Raw genomic sequence first — 15051 nt, 5'->3', positions numbered from 1 at the left:
CCGGATCGGGACGCAGATGATAACCCATTTCCCGGGCAGGATCCCGAGCGACCCCGCCCGGATAATCATGAAAAATATCAATAAAGTTGAACTATTGGCGAAACCCCGCTGTCTATTGAGACACACACCTCTCCTGGTTAGTGTTGCAATCCTTCTACCCGCCCCTGGCGGGTTTCTTTTTTGGGGCATGCGTCGAGGGCGGCGACCAGAACCGCGCTTCAGCAAAACCCGCTGACCGGGGATCCGGCGGCGAGCGCCCATAAAAAAGAGGAGCCGCAGCTCCTCTTTCCACATGCCTATCTTTGACGATCAGAATATGTACTTGACCCTGGCGCTCAGGTTGCGGCCCGGCTCCGTCATGTACTGGGTATCTGTGCCGGCAGCCTGGCCCGCCACCCGTTCGTAGCTGACATACTCTTTGTCGAACAGGTTGAAGACGCCGACGTTGAGTTGCAAGTCGGTCAACGGCTTGAACTGGGCATAGAGATCCACCACGCCCCAGCCTGCACTCTGGATATTGTCATTGCCGCGGGAGTCCTGGCTGACCTTGTTCATGTCATCGGCAAAGCGCAGGGCAGTGTTGATGTTCCAGTTCGGTTGTTCGAGGCGAACCCCCACTGAGCCGTTGAGCGGACTCAGACTGTTGATGTAGTTGCCTTCGCCATCCTCACCTTCGATATACGCCAGGTTGCCCCAGACATTGACCAGGTCGTTGAGCCAGTAGTCGGCCTTGGCTTCGACCCCCTTGGTGGTGGCCTCATCCAGGTTCTGGTACTGGTAGAGAGCGGTCCGGCCCGAGGTACCGATGGATTGTAGCTCGATAAAGTCTTCGAACTTGTTGTAGAAGGCGGTCACTTCATAGCTGAACCCACCCTGGCTGCCACGCACCCCGGCATCGATACCGTCACTGCTCTCGGATTTCAGATTGGGGTTAGGCTCGATACGATAGCCGTAAGCCTGGTGGTTAAGGGTCGAGAAGGCACTGTCATACATGGGCGCCTTGAAGCCATGGCTATATTGGGTGAACAGATTGGCCAGCTCATGCGCCTTGTACACCAGGCCCAGTTTCGGGGAGAACTCGCCCTCGGAAATGGTCTTGAGATCATCCCCCGTGTAGGCGGGATCACTATCCGGCTTCATATGGTAATACTCGTAGCGGGCCCCCGGGGTCAGCACCCAGCGCTCGCCAAATTTTATCTCGTCGAATGCCCAGAGTGCGGCACGCTGACTGGTGGTCGAGGGGAAGCTCAACTCGCTGTAGGAGTCGAAATCACCGGGCACGGTCGGGTTCTTGATGCGAGTCCGCTCGTTATCCGTGTGCTCATACTCCACTCCCCAGGCCAGACGCTGGCTGGCGAGGGCCTTGCTGAATTGCACCTGGGCGCCCAGGCTCTCCTGCTCGAAGCCATTGTGATCGAGCGAGTTCTTGGTCACATAGGGGTTGCGCGGATTGACCGGATACTTGGAGGAGGCGTACTGATCCAGGGTCTGCTTGGTGCGGGCGTAATAGAGCTTGCTGTCGATGCGATCAACCCAGTTGGCCCCTAGGGCGATGCCGTGATCCAGCACCACCGAGAGGTTGTCCGTCTCTTTGTCGGTGATGGGCTGATTGAAGACGCTGGCGGTCTTGGAGAGATCGATCGAGTCTGGATCTTGATTCTCGCTGAGGTAGTCGACGGTCAGCTTGAGGAGTTGATCCTCGTTGATATTCCATTGACTCTTGAGCAGCACGGCATTGGTGCCGATATCGAAATCTGTCTTGGTGGAATCGTAATTCTGAGTCACACCGCTGTCGCGCCAGGTGTAACGCAGCAGGCTCTCGACATCACCGCTGCGCAGTGCGCCGGTAAAGCCCAACATCCGCTGATGGCTGTCGGACGCATAGCCACTGGTCGCATCCAGGTAGTGATCCTTGTCAGTGAGGAAATCACTGGCATCCTTGGTGGTGATGGCGATGACGCCCCCCAGGGCATCGGAGCCATAAGCGGCAGATGCCGGGCCCTTGGCAACCTCCACCTGCTTGATCATGTCGGTATCAAAGTAGCTCTGACCAACGCCCCCCTTGCTGTAGGCATCATTCTGACGCACGCCGTCCACCACGACCTTGACCCGGTTTTCACCCATACCACGTATGATGAAGGTCTGGGCACTGCCCACGCCGCCAACCACCTTGACGCCCGGCTCATAGCGGAACAAGTCAGCCGCATTGGTGACCATCTGTTCTTCTATGTCGGTGGCGGTGATGACGCTGACCGAACTGGCGACATCTTCCAGTTTCTGGGGCATGCGCGAGGCACTGACCACGACGACCTCGTCGGCGTTGGGCTTGGAAGTCTGGTTCTGTGCGGCGTGAAGCGGGGAAGTGAGTGCTGTCATGACCGCAATTGCGATCAAAGAGGGGGGATTAGTATAAGCCACTGCATGTCCTTGATTGAGAATTATTATCAACATGAGCATCTTAGTCAGTCACAAATAAAGATCAATGATAATCGTTATCATTTTTATTTGATTGAGGTTTACACTAGCGACCCTTTACTCGATTGTGACCGCGCCCGCCAACTTGGCGAAGCTCCATCACCCAACCTCTGAACGCGAGAAATCATGTTTCGACCCATTGCCCTTGGCACCCTATCCCTGCTACTCAGCGCCTGTACCCATCACACCATCAGCCCCCGTCCCCAGACGGCCGCGACCCTGTATGATTATCGACTGACCGATGAAGCAGGCTCGGCCATCTCCCTCGCCCAGGCCGTGGATAAGGTTGAGGATGCCGACATAGTGCTGGTCGGGGAGCTGCACACCCATCCGGCGCTGCATCTGCTGGAAACCGAATTACTGGCAGCCTTGCAACTGCATTCCCAAGACGATGGCCGGGCCCTGGTGCTCTCCATGGAGCAGTTCAGTCGCGGCTCCCAACCCGTTCTGGACGCCTACCTGGCTGGCCAGATTGGGGAGGCCAAACTGATCCGCGATAGCGATGCCTGGCCCAACTATGTGAGTGATTACCGCCCGCTGGTTGAGTTTGCCAAATCCCAGCGACTCACTGTGCTGGCCGCCAATGCCCCCAAACCCCTGATCAGCTGCGTCGGCCAGGAAGGCCCCGCCTGGCTGGACAAGCTGCCTGCCACCCGCCGCAGCCAGCTGGCCCGGGAGCTGACCCTGGGCGATGACCCTTACCGCCAGACATTCATGGCCTCCATGCATCATGGGGATGCGGATAGCAATGACCGCCGCTTTGCCGCCCAGACGGGCTGGGATGACACCATGGCCGAAACCATGGTGGACTACCTCAGATCCCATCCGGGCAGACGCATCATGCACATCGCCGGCAATTTCCATGTAGAGGGTGGATTGGGCCTTGCCAGCCGCATTGCCAGTCGCAATCCGGCACTCAAGGTTGCCCTGGTGGTGCCCCAGAGCGGCACCGATCAGGTTGCAGGGCGCCGTGCCGAGGTGGGGGTCAGCATCGAAGCTTTACCCAAACGCTGGCAAAGCGAGGGGGAAATGAAGCAAGATATGGGCGCACTGCATCAATCCCGGCAGCGGGACTGCAACCAGTGGTTACAGCCCTGACCAGGGCCCGAGGGGTGATCAGCGCAAGATGACGAGCATCAGGCTCCCTGATGCTCCACCACACAGCCGAGATGGGGGACTCCCCCAACCTCTTTGAGGAGTGCATATGGACGTGTTACTGGTTATCGATGTGCAACAAGGGCTGTTTGATGTTCCGCGCCATGAGGACACCCAGGTGTTCTCCAATATCAATCGCCTGACCGACGGTGTGCGTCAGGGCGGTGGCCGAGTCATCTATGTGCAACATGACGAACCAGGTGGCGAACTCGAACCAGGTAGTCCGGCCTGGCAAATCCATGCGGCCCTCTCCCCAAGACCCACAGACAGCCGGGTACGCAAGACGGCATGTGACAGTTTTCTCGATACCGAACTCGGCTTCCTGCTGGCGGAGCAGAGCGTGGACAGATTGATCCTGTGTGGCTGCGCGACCGACTTCTGTGTCGATACCACAGTGCGCAGCGCCGCCTCTCACGGCTTCGACGTCACAGTGGCACAGGATGCACATACCACGGCAGACAGGGCTCACCTGAATGCAAACCTCATCATCAAACACCATAACTGGATGTGGGAGAACCTGGCCCTGCCGGGAGAGCGTCTCGTCCTGGTTCAACCCACAGAACAGATTATTTGAATGAAATTTCCCGTGCGCCCCCATACCGCTTTGCTCATCGTCATGCTGCCAGGCCTGGTTGCCTGTGGCTTCACTCAGCCATCGGATCAGCCGCCCCCTCTGTTCAGCACTCATATCAATGAGGAGGGCAGCAAACGCTTCCTGTTCGAGGCCGCGCCGCTGGAGACATTGCCCACCCGGCTGCAAGATGACGATGGTAGCAAGTTGCAACGCCAGCAGAGCCTGCTCGAACGACGCACCGCCCTGCAGGATGCCCAGCTCCAGCAAACACTGGAAGAGCGGGGTTACTGCCATCAGGGTTTCATCGTGCTGAGTCAGACCTCCTGGCGGATCAGGGGCGAATGCAATGAGACTGCCAATGAGGGTGATCGCCAGGCCTTCCCCAACCGGGTTGACTGGCAAGGTTGATGAGCGTTGAAGTACCCGACATAAAAACGGACAGCCAAGGCTGTCCGTTTTTATGTCGAAGGGGCGCTTAAAGCACCTTGTCGGTGCGGGTGATCGCTTCACCTGTATCGACGCGCTTGTGGCCTTCCACCAGATGCACCACCTCCACCAGCTCATCACTCGAGACCTGGAAGGCCTGGCCAAATCCTTTCACGAACAGACCTTGCTGGGGCTTGAGGCAGAACAGCTTGAAGTCCTCCAGCCTGGACAGACCGGCAATGATCTCGCCGAAACGATCCTGCAGGGCGGTCACCGCGGCCTGCCAGCGGCCATCATCCCGTGCCACCACTTCGGCGCTGGCATCGAAGGTGAGGCGCTTGCGCGCAAACAACTCACGGGCACCGCCTTCATCTTCGATCAGCATCAGCGAGACCTGGGGCACCTGCTGCAAGTTGCGGGCGTGACGGGCTATCTCGGAGATAAGCACATAATAGCCATCGGATTGCAGCACAAAGGGGGCATAGCTGGCATTGGGTCGCCCTTCGCCATCCACGGTCGCGAGCTGCAGGGTGCGACATGCATCACGAAACTCGCGGATTTCCGGCTGCAACCGATTTTGCAGGCGCTCCTGACGTTCACTCATGCTTTTACTTCCTCTTGATGCTGATGGCGCAGGGCCATGAAACGCTCGACTTGGGCGGGAAGCAGCTGACGCTTCTCATCCCGGCCCAGATAGACCTTGAAAATGCAGCGGCCCCTGTGGCCAAAGAACTGGAAGGAGTGACCCTCCTTGCCCATGAACAGCTTGCTGACCAGGGCCACGTGCAGGACGTTGTCGAGCTTGAGGTGACCGTGCATCTCGCCATCTCGTCCCATCAGGTTGTAATAACCCCGGGCATTCTTGCCCTTGGGGAAAGGCGCCTTCACTTCGAAGATGGACCCCTCTGATTCCACAATCGTGGTCACTTGTCCCCAATCGGCCAGATCCGCCAACAAGCCTTCGGCTTGATCCCCTGCCAACAGGGTGACCAGCTCCCTCGGCAAATGGCGAACCACTTCCCATTCACTGACCGCCAACTGGCTCGCTATGCTCGATGGGTGAGCGCCGGGATCCTGTTCCAGCAGTTCATGAATGCGCAGTGCAATGCTCATCTGTTTTCTCCCTCGGGACTCACATCCCCTCTGCAAATCGTGGTGGCACTCTAATAAAACGTGGCAAAAAGCACAATTGATAATTGTTTGCATTTGTGTTCATATTTGAGTTGTTGACTACCAACCCCGTTCACCCCCTATCTATCTTCTGGAGATTAGCATGGCCCCACGCCTTGCCCTCGCCCTCTGGCTGAGTTGCATTCCCCTGTCCGCCTCCATCATGGCGGCAGAACGCATCATCAGCGTAGGCCCCGCCACCACTGAACTTATCCTGGCACTCGGCGGCGAAAAACAGCTCGTCGCGACCGATATCAGCAGCCAGGATCCCAAGGGGTTACCCAGGGTGGGTTATCACAGGGCCCTGGCCGCAGAGGGGATATTGAGCCTCTCCCCCACCCTGGTGGTCGGCAGTGATGAGATGGGGCCCAAGGCCACCCTGGAACAGCTCGGCCGTGCAGGCGTCAAAGTGGAAGTGCAAGCCACCGCACCTACCCTGGCCAACCTGAATCAACGCATCACGACCCTCGCCACGCTGCTCGGCATGCCGCAAGCCGGTGATGCATTGAACGCGCGCGTCAATCAGGAGGCCGCCAGCCTCGCCACCGAAGCGAAACAGAACAAGCCGCTCAACGTGGTCTTCCTGCTGCTGCACAAGGGGCAGCCCACCAGCATTGCCGGTGGCGATACCACGGCCAGTGCCCTGATCACCCTCGCCGGAGGCGTCAATCCGGTCGCTACCCTGCGCGGTTACAAGCCCGTCTCGGCCGAGTCATTGATCGAGATGCAGCCCGACCTGGTACTGGTCAGTGGGCGTGACTGGCAACAATATCAGGATCCCCACACAGTGTTGCAGCAAGTCTCTTCCCTGAGCGCCACCCCGGCAGGCAAGCGCCTCGCCATTCATGCCATCGATGGGCATGCTCTGCAGGGGGGGCTCAGCCTGACGACCTTGGCACAGGCCAGCAAGGTCGCCGGCTGGATCAAACAGGGTTCATGATGCGGCTGCCCCTCCCCTGGTTGCTGCTTGGACTCGGTCTGCTGCTGAGCGGGCTCCTGCTCGGCTCCCTGGCCACAGGGCCGCTGCCTCTCTCGTTCAGCGAGAGCTTGCAGGCGCTGTTGGCCAGTGAGACCAGCCAGCTTGCACCTCACAAATTGCTGGTAGTACAAGAGATCCGCCTGCCCCGGACCCTGCTCTGCCTGGCCGTGGGCGGCATACTGGGCCTGTGCGGCGCCGTGATGCAGGGGCTGTTTCGCAACCCCCTCGCCGATCCCGGCATCATAGGGGTTTCAGGAGGCGCTGCCTTGGGCGCCGCCCTGGCCATAGTGCTGCTGGCCCCCCTGGAGCAACAACTGCAAGCCAAGCTCGGCATCGGCTTGCTGCCTCTGCTCGCCTTTCTCGGCGGAGCCATCACCACCACCCTGGTCTATCTGCTCGGCAGTCGCCAGGGGGGGACTTCCGTCACCGTCATGTTGCTGGCCGGGGTGGCCATCACGGCGTTATCGGGCGCCGTGATGGGGCTGCTCAGTTACCTGGCAGACGATCAGATGCTGCGGGATCTCAGCCTGTGGCAGATGGGCACGCTTGCGGCTGGGAAGCCCGCTGACATGCTGCTTTCCCTCGCGACCCTGGCCATACTCCTGCTGCTATTTAGCCGCGATGCCGGTCCGCTCAACGCCCTGCTGCTGGGGGAGTCCGAGGCCCGTCATCTGGGGGTCAATGTGCAGTCCCTGAAGCGGCGACTGATCCTGCTCACCGCCGCCGGTGTCGGTGTCGCCGTGGCGATCGCCGGCATGATAGGTTTTGTCGGCCTGGTGGTGCCGCATCTGGTGCGGCTGCTGTGTGGACCCAACCATGTTCGCCTGCTGCCCCTCTCGGCACTGGTCGGTGCGGCCCTGCTGCTGGGTGCCGACATGCTGGCTCGCACCCTGCTGGCGCCAGCCGAGTTGCCGGTCGGCATCATCACCGCCCTGCTCGGCGCCCCCTTCTTCATCTGGCTGCTGCTGCGCGGCCGTCGCACACTCTAGGCGCCCCATGTCCATCCCCCCCCAACACAATCCGGCCGAGCCGCTGCTCAGTTGCCACGCCCTCAACCTGCACCGCGGTGGCAAACCGATACTCCGTGACCTGAACCTGGCCCTGAGTGGCGGCACCCTCACCGCCCTGCTCGGCCCCAATGGCGCAGGCAAGAGCAGCCTGCTCAAGTGCCTCACCGGCGAGCTCGATTATGGTGGTGAGATACGGCTATTCGGCCAGCCCCGTGAGCAGTGGCAGGCCAGTATCCTGGCCCATCGACTGGGTGTGCTGCCCCAAAGCTCCTCTTTGAACTTTCCGTTTCTGTGCGAAGAGGTGGTCACCATGGGCCGTCTGCCCCACAGCGAACCTGCGGCACGCCAGCGCGAGATTGTCAGTGCCGCCATGGCCCACTGCGGGGTCGAGCATCTGGCCAATCGCCTCTACCCTGGGCTATCGGGGGGTGAGCGCCAGCGAGTGCAGTTCGCCCGGGTACTGGCCCAGATCTGGCAAGCGCCCAATGCACCGAGCTCCCCTCGGCTGCTGCTGCTCGATGAGCCCACCTCGGCACTGGATCTGAAATACCAGCATCAGCTGCTCACCCTGGCACGTGCCTTGGCGGCCCGTGATACCGCGGTACTGGTGGTGTTGCACGATCTCAATCTCGCCGCCCGTTACGCCGATCGCCTGCTGATGCTGGCCGATGGCAAGCTGATGGCCGACGGCCCTCCCGCCGAGGTGCTGACGCCGACCCTTATCCAGTCTCTCTATGACTATCCCGCCGAGGTCATGTTTCACCCCCAGAGCGGGCTGCCCATCGTCAGCTAAACCAGATAACAACAACGAAAAGAGCGCCTCTGTGGCGCTCTTTTCAATGGGATGGCTGTACTGGATTCAGGCTATCTGATAACGGCCCGGCTTGTGGTTGAGTGTCAACATCAGGTTACAGATGATGGCCGCCGCCACGGAAAGGGCCAGCAGCCAAGGGGATACCACGAAGAAGGAGGTGACGACGATGGCGCAATCAAGCCCCATTTGCAGCTTGCCAGCGCGGATGCCGAACCTGTCCTGGATAAACAACGCCAGGATATTGAAGCCCCCCAGACTCGATTTATGGCGAAACATGATGAGCAATCCCATGCCTATCAGGGTGCCGCCAATCAGGGCCGCGTAGGCGGGCTCAATCTTGCCTATCTGCAACACGCCATTGAGGTGATCCGTCATGAAGGAGACCGCCGCCACAGAGACAAAGGTATTGAGGGTAAAACGGGGCCCCATCCTCAGCCAGGCCAGGGCATAAAAAGGCAGGTTGATGCCAAAGAACAGCAGACCAAAGCTCAGCCCTGTCACCTGTTGCAGCAGCAACGCCAGGCCAGCAGTGCCACCGGTGAGCAGACCTACCTGATGAAACAGAAAGATGCCAAGAGAAACGAAGCCAGATGCGATCAGCAGGGCCAGCACATCCTCATAGAGGGGATGTGCACTGGTGTGGGGGGTCTTGTCCATAAGTTGTATCCGTTTGCGAAGGAGTGCGCCTTGCTGAGCCAGGCGAGTGCGGGCCCTCTCTTCAGGGCCTTCTTGATTCGCACCAGTCTATTTTTTGTGAACAGGATCACAATAGCCAACCAGCATGCACCAACTTGGTATCTGTCACCTCACCTTGACAGGGGTTGCACCAATATAAAGCGGCCCACCACCCCCGGAGTGATCAAGAGATATCCATGTCAGTCCCTTCCTTGCAGGGCTGTTCGGCCTGCAGCCCTTCAATCATGATGGCGGCTATCTCGTCATAGGCGCTGGACCAGGCCAGAGCGAGCGCCGGGGTAAAGTGCTCGCCCAATCGCTTGGCCATGACATTGGTCATGGCCAGCTTGACCAACGCGAAGTGTTCGGAGGTGACGCCATAGCGCCTGTGTTGCTGTCCCAGGTGGCGAATGATAAAACGCAACGCGTCGAGCTGCTCCAGGCTGGTCAGCACAATGTTGAGGGTCTGGGAGACCTTGCTGACAAGCTGCTCATTCGTCATGGTGAACATGGGGACAAGGCCCGGGTCCAGGATAAACAACTCCCGGTAGATCTCCCTGACAAAATCATTGCTGAACAGGGAAATACGGCTCCAGGTCCGTTGTACCAAATCGATATCATCAGAGGTCATAGGCAATCCTTAGCCATCATCGCTCCTCGTCCAGAGGCAGCCACACAGAATCTAATAACAAAGTAGTTATTAGCACCATGTTTGGCATTACCTCGTGCATCAATTCATTCGCATCCTTGTGGTTTGCCTCGGCGTCAGGGCGTCCGGCGATAAGTTCCAGACCATTTCGTTCTTGAAGCTCGCCATACCATAACCACAGAGTCCACCCTCTGGCTGGCACTTCCTCCGCATTTCCCCTATAGCTTTTGGACGTTGAATGGAGAGATGTCATGGTGAATGGGCTAGAGAAGCAGCTGTTTATGCTATTGACCCTGCTGTTACTCAGCACTGGGATAGCAGAGGCCGCCACCAAGGAGCCATTTCGTCAGGCACCTCGCGCCATCAATGCCCTCCAGCAGGGGCAGGCGGCTCAAAATAGGGGCAACATCAGCCAGGCGATACGGCACTATTGTGTCGCCGCCAGCACCGGCAACCCCGAAGGCTATTATCGTATTGGTCGCCTGCTCGCCCCCCGCAACCCCAAGTTGGCCAACGGCTATCTCTCCATGGCGATGCGCCTTGGCAACCAGCAAGCCGCCCGCTACTACAACAGCCGGGTTGGCAATGTCCCCATGGGGGACAATTGCGGCGCGGGCATCGCGGGGGGGGGCGGTTATTTTGCCATTCCCACTACCCCCTTCAACCTCGACGCCTATGTGGCGCGTCAATCCCCCGAAAAACGAAAACTGGTGAATATGTTGCGTCAGGCCGCCGATCGCCACGATATAGACCCGCGTCTGGTACTGGCTATCGCCATCGCCGAGTCCAATCTCGAACCCGGCGCCATCTCCCCCAAAAATGCCCAGGGCGTGATGCAGCTCATCCCCGCCACCCAGGCTCGCTTCGGTGTCACTCGCCCCTTCGATCCCGAGCAGAACATCCGCGGTGCCATGGCCTATCTCAAGTGGCTGCATCGCCGCTTCGACGGCGACTGGGTGCGGATATCGGCGGCCTATAACGCCGGGGAAAAATCCGTGGATCAATACGGCGGCATCCCCCCCTATGCCGAGACCCAGCAATATGTGCGCAAGGTGCTCTACTTCGCGGGCAAAGAGCCCACCCCACACCAGGCCAGGAGCCGAACCAGCAAGCCATAGTCCCACCACTGAGCCCACGCAGAACCTTGTATGACACTCAACCTCTTATCCCCCATTGAATGCCCCTCTCGTGCGCCATTTCCACACCGGCACCGACTTTCCCCCCGTCGGCCATTGGTTTACAATCGCACCGTTATTCGGAACCGGCTGGCCCCTGTCGCCAGTTGGCCCCACCACGACATCAGCCTGTTGACGAAATAAAGTTAACCTGATGAAAAGGAAAGAGAATTAGCCAATGGCTCAATTTATTTACACCATGAACAGGGTGGGTAAAGTCGTACCGCCCAAGCGTCATATTCTCAAGAACATCTCCCTCTCCTTCTTCCCGGGCGCCAAGATAGGCGTATTGGGTCTGAATGGCGCCGGTAAATCCACCCTGCTGCGCATCATGGCGGGGATAGACACCGAGATCGAAGGGGAAGCCCGTCCGCAGCCCGGCATCAAGATTGGCTACCTGCCCCAGGAGCCCAAGCTGGATCCGGAGCAGACAGTGCGCGAAGCGGTCGAAGAGGCCATTGGCGAAGTCAAGCGCGCCATGGCCCGTCTGGACGAGGTCTATGCGGCCTATGCCGACCCGGATGCCGACTTTGACAAGCTGGCCCGCGAACAGGGCGAGCTGGAGGCCATCATCGAGTCCCAGGGTGGCCACAACATGGAAAACCAGCTGGAGCGCGCGGCCGATGCCCTGCGTCTGCCCGCCTGGGATGCCAAGATCCAGCACCTCTCCGGTGGTGAGCGCCGCCGGGTGGCCCTGTGCCGCCTGCTGCTGGAAAAGCCGGACATGCTGCTGCTGGACGAACCGACCAACCACCTGGATGCCGAGTCCGTAGCCTGGCTGGAGCGCTTCCTGCACGACTACGAGGGCACTGTGGTCGCCATCACCCACGACCGCTACTTCCTCGACAACGTGGCGGGCTGGATCCTGGAGCTGGACCGCGGCGAAGGCATTCCGTGGGAGGGCAACTACTCCTCCTGGCTGGAGCAAAAAGATGCCCGCCTGGCCCAGGAAGCCAGCTCCGAGGCTGCTCGTCGCAAGTCCATCGAGAAAGAGTTGGAGTGGGTTCGTCAAAACCCCAAGGGTCGTCAGGCCAAGTCCAAGGCCCGGATGGCGCGCTTCGAAGAGCTCAACAACAACGACTACCAGAAGCGCAACGAGACCAACGAGCTGTTCATTCCCCCCGGACCCCGCCTCGGCGACAAGGTGCTGGAAGTGAGCAACCTGCGCAAGTCCTATGGGGACCGCGTGCTGATCGACGATCTCTCCTTCGCCATTCCGAAGGGGGCCATCGTCGGCATCATAGGCCCGAACGGTGCCGGTAAATCGACCCTGTTCCGCATGATGTCAGGCCAGGAGCAACCGGATTCCGGCACCATCAGCCTGGGGGATACCGTGGTGCTGGCCTCTGTGGATCAGTTCCGTGACAGCATGGATGACAAGAAGACGGTGTTCCAGGAAGTGGCGGACGGCCAGGACATATTGCGCATTGGCAACCATGAGTTCCCGAGCCGCGCCTATATTGGCCGCTTCAACTTCAAAGGTGCCGATCAGCAGAAGCGGGTCGGCGAGCTCTCCGGGGGTGAACGTGGCCGTCTGCACCTGGCCAAGCTGCTGCAAACCGGTGGCAACGTGTTGCTGCTCGATGAACCGACCAACGATCTGGACATCGAAACCCTGCGCGCCCTCGAGAACGCCCTGTTGGAGTTCCCGGGTTGCGCCATGGTCATCTCCCACGATCGCTGGTTCCTTGACCGCATCGCCACGCATATTCTCGATTATCAGGACGAGGGCAACATCGCCTTCTTCGAGGGTAACTTCACCGAATATGAAGAGTGGAAGAAGAAGACCTATGGTGCCGAGTCGGTTCAGCCGCACAGAGCCAAGTACAAACGCATCACCAAGTAAGCGATCACGCACCGAACCAGATAGGCAAGCGTATCGCCCCATCAGGGTGATTGCATCGTGACAAGGGGAGCCAAGGCTCCCCTTTCTACTGCCTTTTGACTTACAATCTCCCCGCCTTCCCCTACCGATACCAGCCGATGACCCAGACCACTGTCACCGCGAAGAGACTCACTATCCAGATCCGGCTCGAACCCGGCTGCCTCGGCCCCGACGGCAAGTCACACATAGAGACCTTCTGCGCCGCAGCCACCCGCATTTTTGCGGCCATCGAACCCGAACGGGTGCACTGGGTGCTGCTACCGCGCCATGACAAGCAGTTGCCCGAACAGACGTTCTTCCTCGGGGATCGCAAATTGAGCGAGGAGCAAGCCGCTCAACTGATGAGTCGCTTGGGGCTGGATCTTGCCACCCTGCAGGAGCGCAGCGATGCCATGCTGGCACTGCTGGTCGAACGCTACTTCAAGACCCTCTGAGCCTCACCCGACGGTATCATGGTCTCTATCGAGTTCCATTTTCACTGCACTGACGGCAAACGTTTGAATTTTTACTCTATTCGTTGATCCCCTTCGCAGATCCGGGGTTTGTAAACGACGACGCCTGTGTGAAAATGTGCGCGCTGTCACGGTATCAGGACGAGTCCGGCTATTCATTAGCCAGCGACGCCGGTCAGGATCCCTCATGGATGGGTCTGGCCGCGAGCCTGCTGCTTATTTCACGTCACCCATTGGAATACAACATGAATCAACCACATCAAACCGATCATCAGGCCGCCAGCCAAGCTGCCGGGCAAGGATTGCTCGAACGCCTGTTCGCCCTGAAAGGCCATGGCACCACCGCCCGCACCGAGGTCATCGCCGGGGTCACCACCTTCCTGACCATGGTCTACATCGTGTTCGTCAACCCGCAGATCCTCTCCAATGCGGGCATGGACACCCAGGCGGTATTTGTCACTACCTGCCTCATCGCCGGCATCGGCAGCATTCTGATGGGTCTGCTGGCCAACCTGCCCATCGCCCTGGCCCCCGCCATGGGTCTCAACGCCTTCTTCGCCTTCGTGGTCGTCGCCGGCATGGGTTACTCCTGGCAGGTCGGCATGGGCACCATCTTCTGGGGCGCCCTGGGCTTGCTGATCCTCACCCTGCTGCGGGTGCGCTACTGGCTCATCGCCAACATTCCGCTCACCCTGCGAGTCGGCATCACCGCCGGTATCGGTCTGCTCATCGCCCTGCTCGGCCTGCACAACGCCGGCATAGTAGTGGCGAGCCCGGCCACCATGGTGACGGTGGGCAATCTCACTTCCCTGCCCTGCCTGCTGGGGCTGCTTGGCTTCTTCCTGATCTGCATCTTCTCCGCCCGCGGCGTGCACTCCGCCGTGCTGATCGCCATAGTGGTCACCACCACCCTGGGCTGGCTGTTTGGGGATGTGACCTTCAAGGGCTTCGTCTCCCTGCCGCCCAGCATCACCCCGGTGTTCGGCCAGCTGGATCTGATGGGCTCGCTGGACATCAGCCTGGCGGGGATCATCTTCTCCTTCATGCTGGTCAACCTGTTTGACTCCTCCGGTACCCTGATAGGTGTCACCAGCCGGGCCAAGCTCGCCGATGACAAGGGCCGCTTCCCGCGCATGAAACAGGCGTTGATGGTCGACAGCATCAGCTCGGTTGGCGGCGCCTTTATGGGCACCTCCTCGGTCACGGCCTATATCGAGAGCAGCTCAGGGGTCGCCGTCGGTGGTCGCACCGGCCTGACCGCCATAGTGGTCGGCGTGTTGTTCCTGCTGGCGATCTTCTTCTCCCCCATCGCCGCCATGGTGCCCGCCTATGCCGCCGCCGGCGCGCTCATCTACGTGGGCGTGCTGATGTGCTCCGAGCTGACCAAAGTCAAATGGGAAGACTTGACCGAGGCGGTGCCGGCCTTCATGACAGCGGTGATGATGCCGTTCAGCTTCTCCATCACCGAGGGGATCGCCGTGGGCTTCATCTCTTATTGCGTGATGAAGGCGGGTACCGGTCGCTGGCGCGAGATCAACCCCTGCGTGCTGGTGGTCGCCCTGCTGTTCGTGATCAAATTCGTCTGGGTCGATAGCCACTAAACCCCGGCTTG

At 59.7% G+C, this 15051-nt stretch carries 15 protein-coding genes; 10 read left to right on the top strand and 5 right to left on the bottom strand.

Translation table 11 applies throughout. The features are described 5' to 3' along the window. Positions 1–309: 309 nt before the first annotated feature. Complete coding sequence (locus BN1130_RS02875) at positions 310–2457, bottom strand: TonB-dependent hemoglobin/transferrin/lactoferrin family receptor (protein WP_370736597.1); 2148 nt, start codon at positions 2455–2457, stop codon at positions 310–312. A 144-nt stretch (positions 2458–2601) separates the two neighbouring features. Here BN1130_RS02875 and BN1130_RS02870 point away from each other — a divergent pair, with 144 nt between their 5' ends. From BN1130_RS02870 to BN1130_RS02860, 3 genes are all read left to right on the top strand, one after another. Beyond that, positions 2602–3573: a ChaN family lipoprotein gene (locus BN1130_RS02870; RefSeq protein WP_042040191.1), complete on the top strand. Its 972-nt coding sequence runs from the start codon at positions 2602–2604 to the stop codon at positions 3571–3573. A gap of 106 nt (positions 3574–3679) precedes the next feature. Further along, entirely contained in the window at positions 3680–4204 is a 525-nt protein-coding gene (locus tag BN1130_RS02865; protein ID WP_042040190.1) for a cysteine hydrolase family protein, read from the top strand. Beyond that, on the top strand, positions 4205–4612 hold the full coding sequence (locus BN1130_RS02860; RefSeq protein ID WP_157013871.1) for a hypothetical protein: 408 nt from the start codon (positions 4205–4207) through the stop codon (positions 4610–4612). 67 nt (positions 4613–4679) lie between these two features. Here the strand turns inward: BN1130_RS02860 and hutZ are convergent, their stop codons facing one another. After that, a complete protein-coding gene (gene hutZ / locus BN1130_RS02855; RefSeq protein ID WP_042040189.1) occupies positions 4680–5234 on the bottom strand; it encodes a heme utilization protein HutZ in 555 nt (184 codons plus the stop codon). Continuing rightward, positions 5231–5743: a heme utilization cystosolic carrier protein HutX gene (gene hutX / locus BN1130_RS02850; RefSeq protein WP_042040188.1), complete on the bottom strand. Its 513-nt coding sequence runs from the start codon at positions 5741–5743 to the stop codon at positions 5231–5233. The genes hutZ and hutX overlap by 4 nt, the downstream gene beginning before the upstream one ends. Positions 5744–5903: 160 nt before the next feature. Between hutX and BN1130_RS02845 the strand changes: the two genes are divergently transcribed. From BN1130_RS02845 to BN1130_RS02835, 3 genes are read left to right on the top strand one after another with little or no spacing between them, the layout of a single operon-like run. Next, positions 5904–6740, top strand: a complete 837-nt coding sequence (locus tag BN1130_RS02845; RefSeq protein WP_042040186.1) for a heme/hemin ABC transporter substrate-binding protein — start codon at positions 5904–5906, stop codon at positions 6738–6740. Further along, positions 6737–7768, top strand: a complete 1032-nt coding sequence (locus BN1130_RS02840) for a FecCD family ABC transporter permease (RefSeq protein ID WP_042040185.1) — start codon at positions 6737–6739, stop codon at positions 7766–7768. The genes BN1130_RS02845 and BN1130_RS02840 overlap by 4 nt, the downstream gene beginning before the upstream one ends. Before the next feature lie 7 nt (positions 7769–7775). Then, positions 7776–8582 (top strand): heme ABC transporter ATP-binding protein, encoded by an 807-nt coding sequence (locus tag BN1130_RS02835; protein WP_042040184.1) that lies wholly within the window; start codon positions 7776–7778, stop codon positions 8580–8582. Positions 8583–8648: 66 nt separating this feature from the next. Here BN1130_RS02835 and BN1130_RS02830 read toward each other — a convergent pair whose 3' ends face one another. Beyond that, positions 8649–9260 carry a YitT family protein gene (locus tag BN1130_RS02830; RefSeq protein WP_042040182.1) on the bottom strand — a complete coding sequence of 204 codons (612 nt, stop codon included), beginning with the start codon at positions 9258–9260 and terminating at the stop codon, positions 8649–8651. 202 nt (positions 9261–9462) lie between these two features. Continuing rightward, positions 9463–9909 carry a globin domain-containing protein gene (locus tag BN1130_RS02825; protein ID WP_042040180.1) on the bottom strand — a complete coding sequence of 149 codons (447 nt, stop codon included), beginning with the start codon at positions 9907–9909 and terminating at the stop codon, positions 9463–9465. 269 nt (positions 9910–10178) lie between these two features. On the opposite strand from BN1130_RS02825, the gene BN1130_RS02820 reads away from it, so the two are divergent. The 4 genes from BN1130_RS02820 to BN1130_RS02805 all read left to right on the top strand — a co-directional run bounded on the left by BN1130_RS02820 (position 10179) and on the right by BN1130_RS02805 (position 15040). Further along, the gene (locus BN1130_RS02820) at positions 10179–11045 is read left to right on the top strand and encodes a lytic transglycosylase domain-containing protein (RefSeq protein WP_042040179.1); all 867 of its coding nucleotides are present in this window, start codon (positions 10179–10181) and stop codon (positions 11043–11045) included. Positions 11046–11280: 235 nt separating this feature from the next. Continuing rightward, positions 11281–12948, top strand: coding sequence for an energy-dependent translational throttle protein EttA (ettA, locus tag BN1130_RS02815; protein WP_042040177.1), 1668 nt, complete (start codon positions 11281–11283; stop codon positions 12946–12948). A 137-nt stretch (positions 12949–13085) separates the two neighbouring features. Further along, positions 13086–13421 (top strand): hypothetical protein, encoded by a 336-nt coding sequence (locus tag BN1130_RS02810; protein ID WP_042040174.1) that lies wholly within the window; start codon positions 13086–13088, stop codon positions 13419–13421. Positions 13422–13684: 263 nt separating this feature from the next. Next, the gene (locus BN1130_RS02805; protein WP_042040246.1) at positions 13685–15040 is read left to right on the top strand and encodes an NCS2 family permease; all 1356 of its coding nucleotides are present in this window, start codon (positions 13685–13687) and stop codon (positions 15038–15040) included. The last annotated feature ends 11 nt before the right edge of the window (positions 15041–15051 follow it).

Origin of the sequence: Aeromonas rivuli, from assembly GCF_000820045.1 — a bacterium.
In the GTDB taxonomy this organism is placed as follows: domain Bacteria; phylum Pseudomonadota; class Gammaproteobacteria; order Enterobacterales; family Aeromonadaceae; genus Aeromonas; species Aeromonas rivuli.
The sequence above is the reverse complement of the archived record's forward strand: the minus strand, read 5'-3'. Positions and strand labels throughout refer to the sequence as shown.

Bases quoted from the DNA above. Each gene is read 5' to 3' on its own strand.
- ettA (WP_042040177.1), top strand. From the start codon at position 11,281: ATGGCTCAATTTATTTACACCATGAACAGGGTGGGTAAAGTCGTACCG.
- BN1130_RS02870 (WP_042040191.1), top strand. From the start codon at position 2,602: ATGTTTCGACCCATTGCCCTTGGCACCCTATCCCTGCTACTCAGCGCC.
- BN1130_RS02865 (WP_042040190.1), top strand. From the start codon at position 3,680: ATGGACGTGTTACTGGTTATCGATGTGCAACAAGGGCTGTTTGATGTT.
- BN1130_RS02805 (WP_042040246.1), top strand. From the start codon at position 13,685: ATGAATCAACCACATCAAACCGATCATCAGGCCGCCAGCCAAGCTGCC.
- BN1130_RS02845 (WP_042040186.1), top strand. From the start codon at position 5,904: ATGGCCCCACGCCTTGCCCTCGCCCTCTGGCTGAGTTGCATTCCCCTG.
- BN1130_RS02820 (WP_042040179.1), top strand. From the start codon at position 10,179: ATGGTGAATGGGCTAGAGAAGCAGCTGTTTATGCTATTGACCCTGCTG.
- BN1130_RS02875 (WP_370736597.1), bottom strand. From the start codon at position 2,457: ATGCTCATGTTGATAATAATTCTCAATCAAGGACATGCAGTGGCTTAT.
- BN1130_RS02860 (WP_157013871.1), top strand. From the start codon at position 4,205: ATGAAATTTCCCGTGCGCCCCCATACCGCTTTGCTCATCGTCATGCTG.
- BN1130_RS02830 (WP_042040182.1), bottom strand. From the start codon at position 9,260: ATGGACAAGACCCCCCACACCAGTGCACATCCCCTCTATGAGGATGTG.
- BN1130_RS02835 (WP_042040184.1), top strand. From the start codon at position 7,776: ATGTCCATCCCCCCCCAACACAATCCGGCCGAGCCGCTGCTCAGTTGC.
- BN1130_RS02825 (WP_042040180.1), bottom strand. From the start codon at position 9,909: ATGACCTCTGATGATATCGATTTGGTACAACGGACCTGGAGCCGTATT.
- BN1130_RS02840 (WP_042040185.1), top strand. From the start codon at position 6,737: ATGATGCGGCTGCCCCTCCCCTGGTTGCTGCTTGGACTCGGTCTGCTG.
- hutX (WP_042040188.1), bottom strand. From the start codon at position 5,743: ATGAGCATTGCACTGCGCATTCATGAACTGCTGGAACAGGATCCCGGC.
- BN1130_RS02810 (WP_042040174.1), top strand. From the start codon at position 13,086: ATGACCCAGACCACTGTCACCGCGAAGAGACTCACTATCCAGATCCGG.
- hutZ (WP_042040189.1), bottom strand. From the start codon at position 5,234: ATGAGTGAACGTCAGGAGCGCCTGCAAAATCGGTTGCAGCCGGAAATC.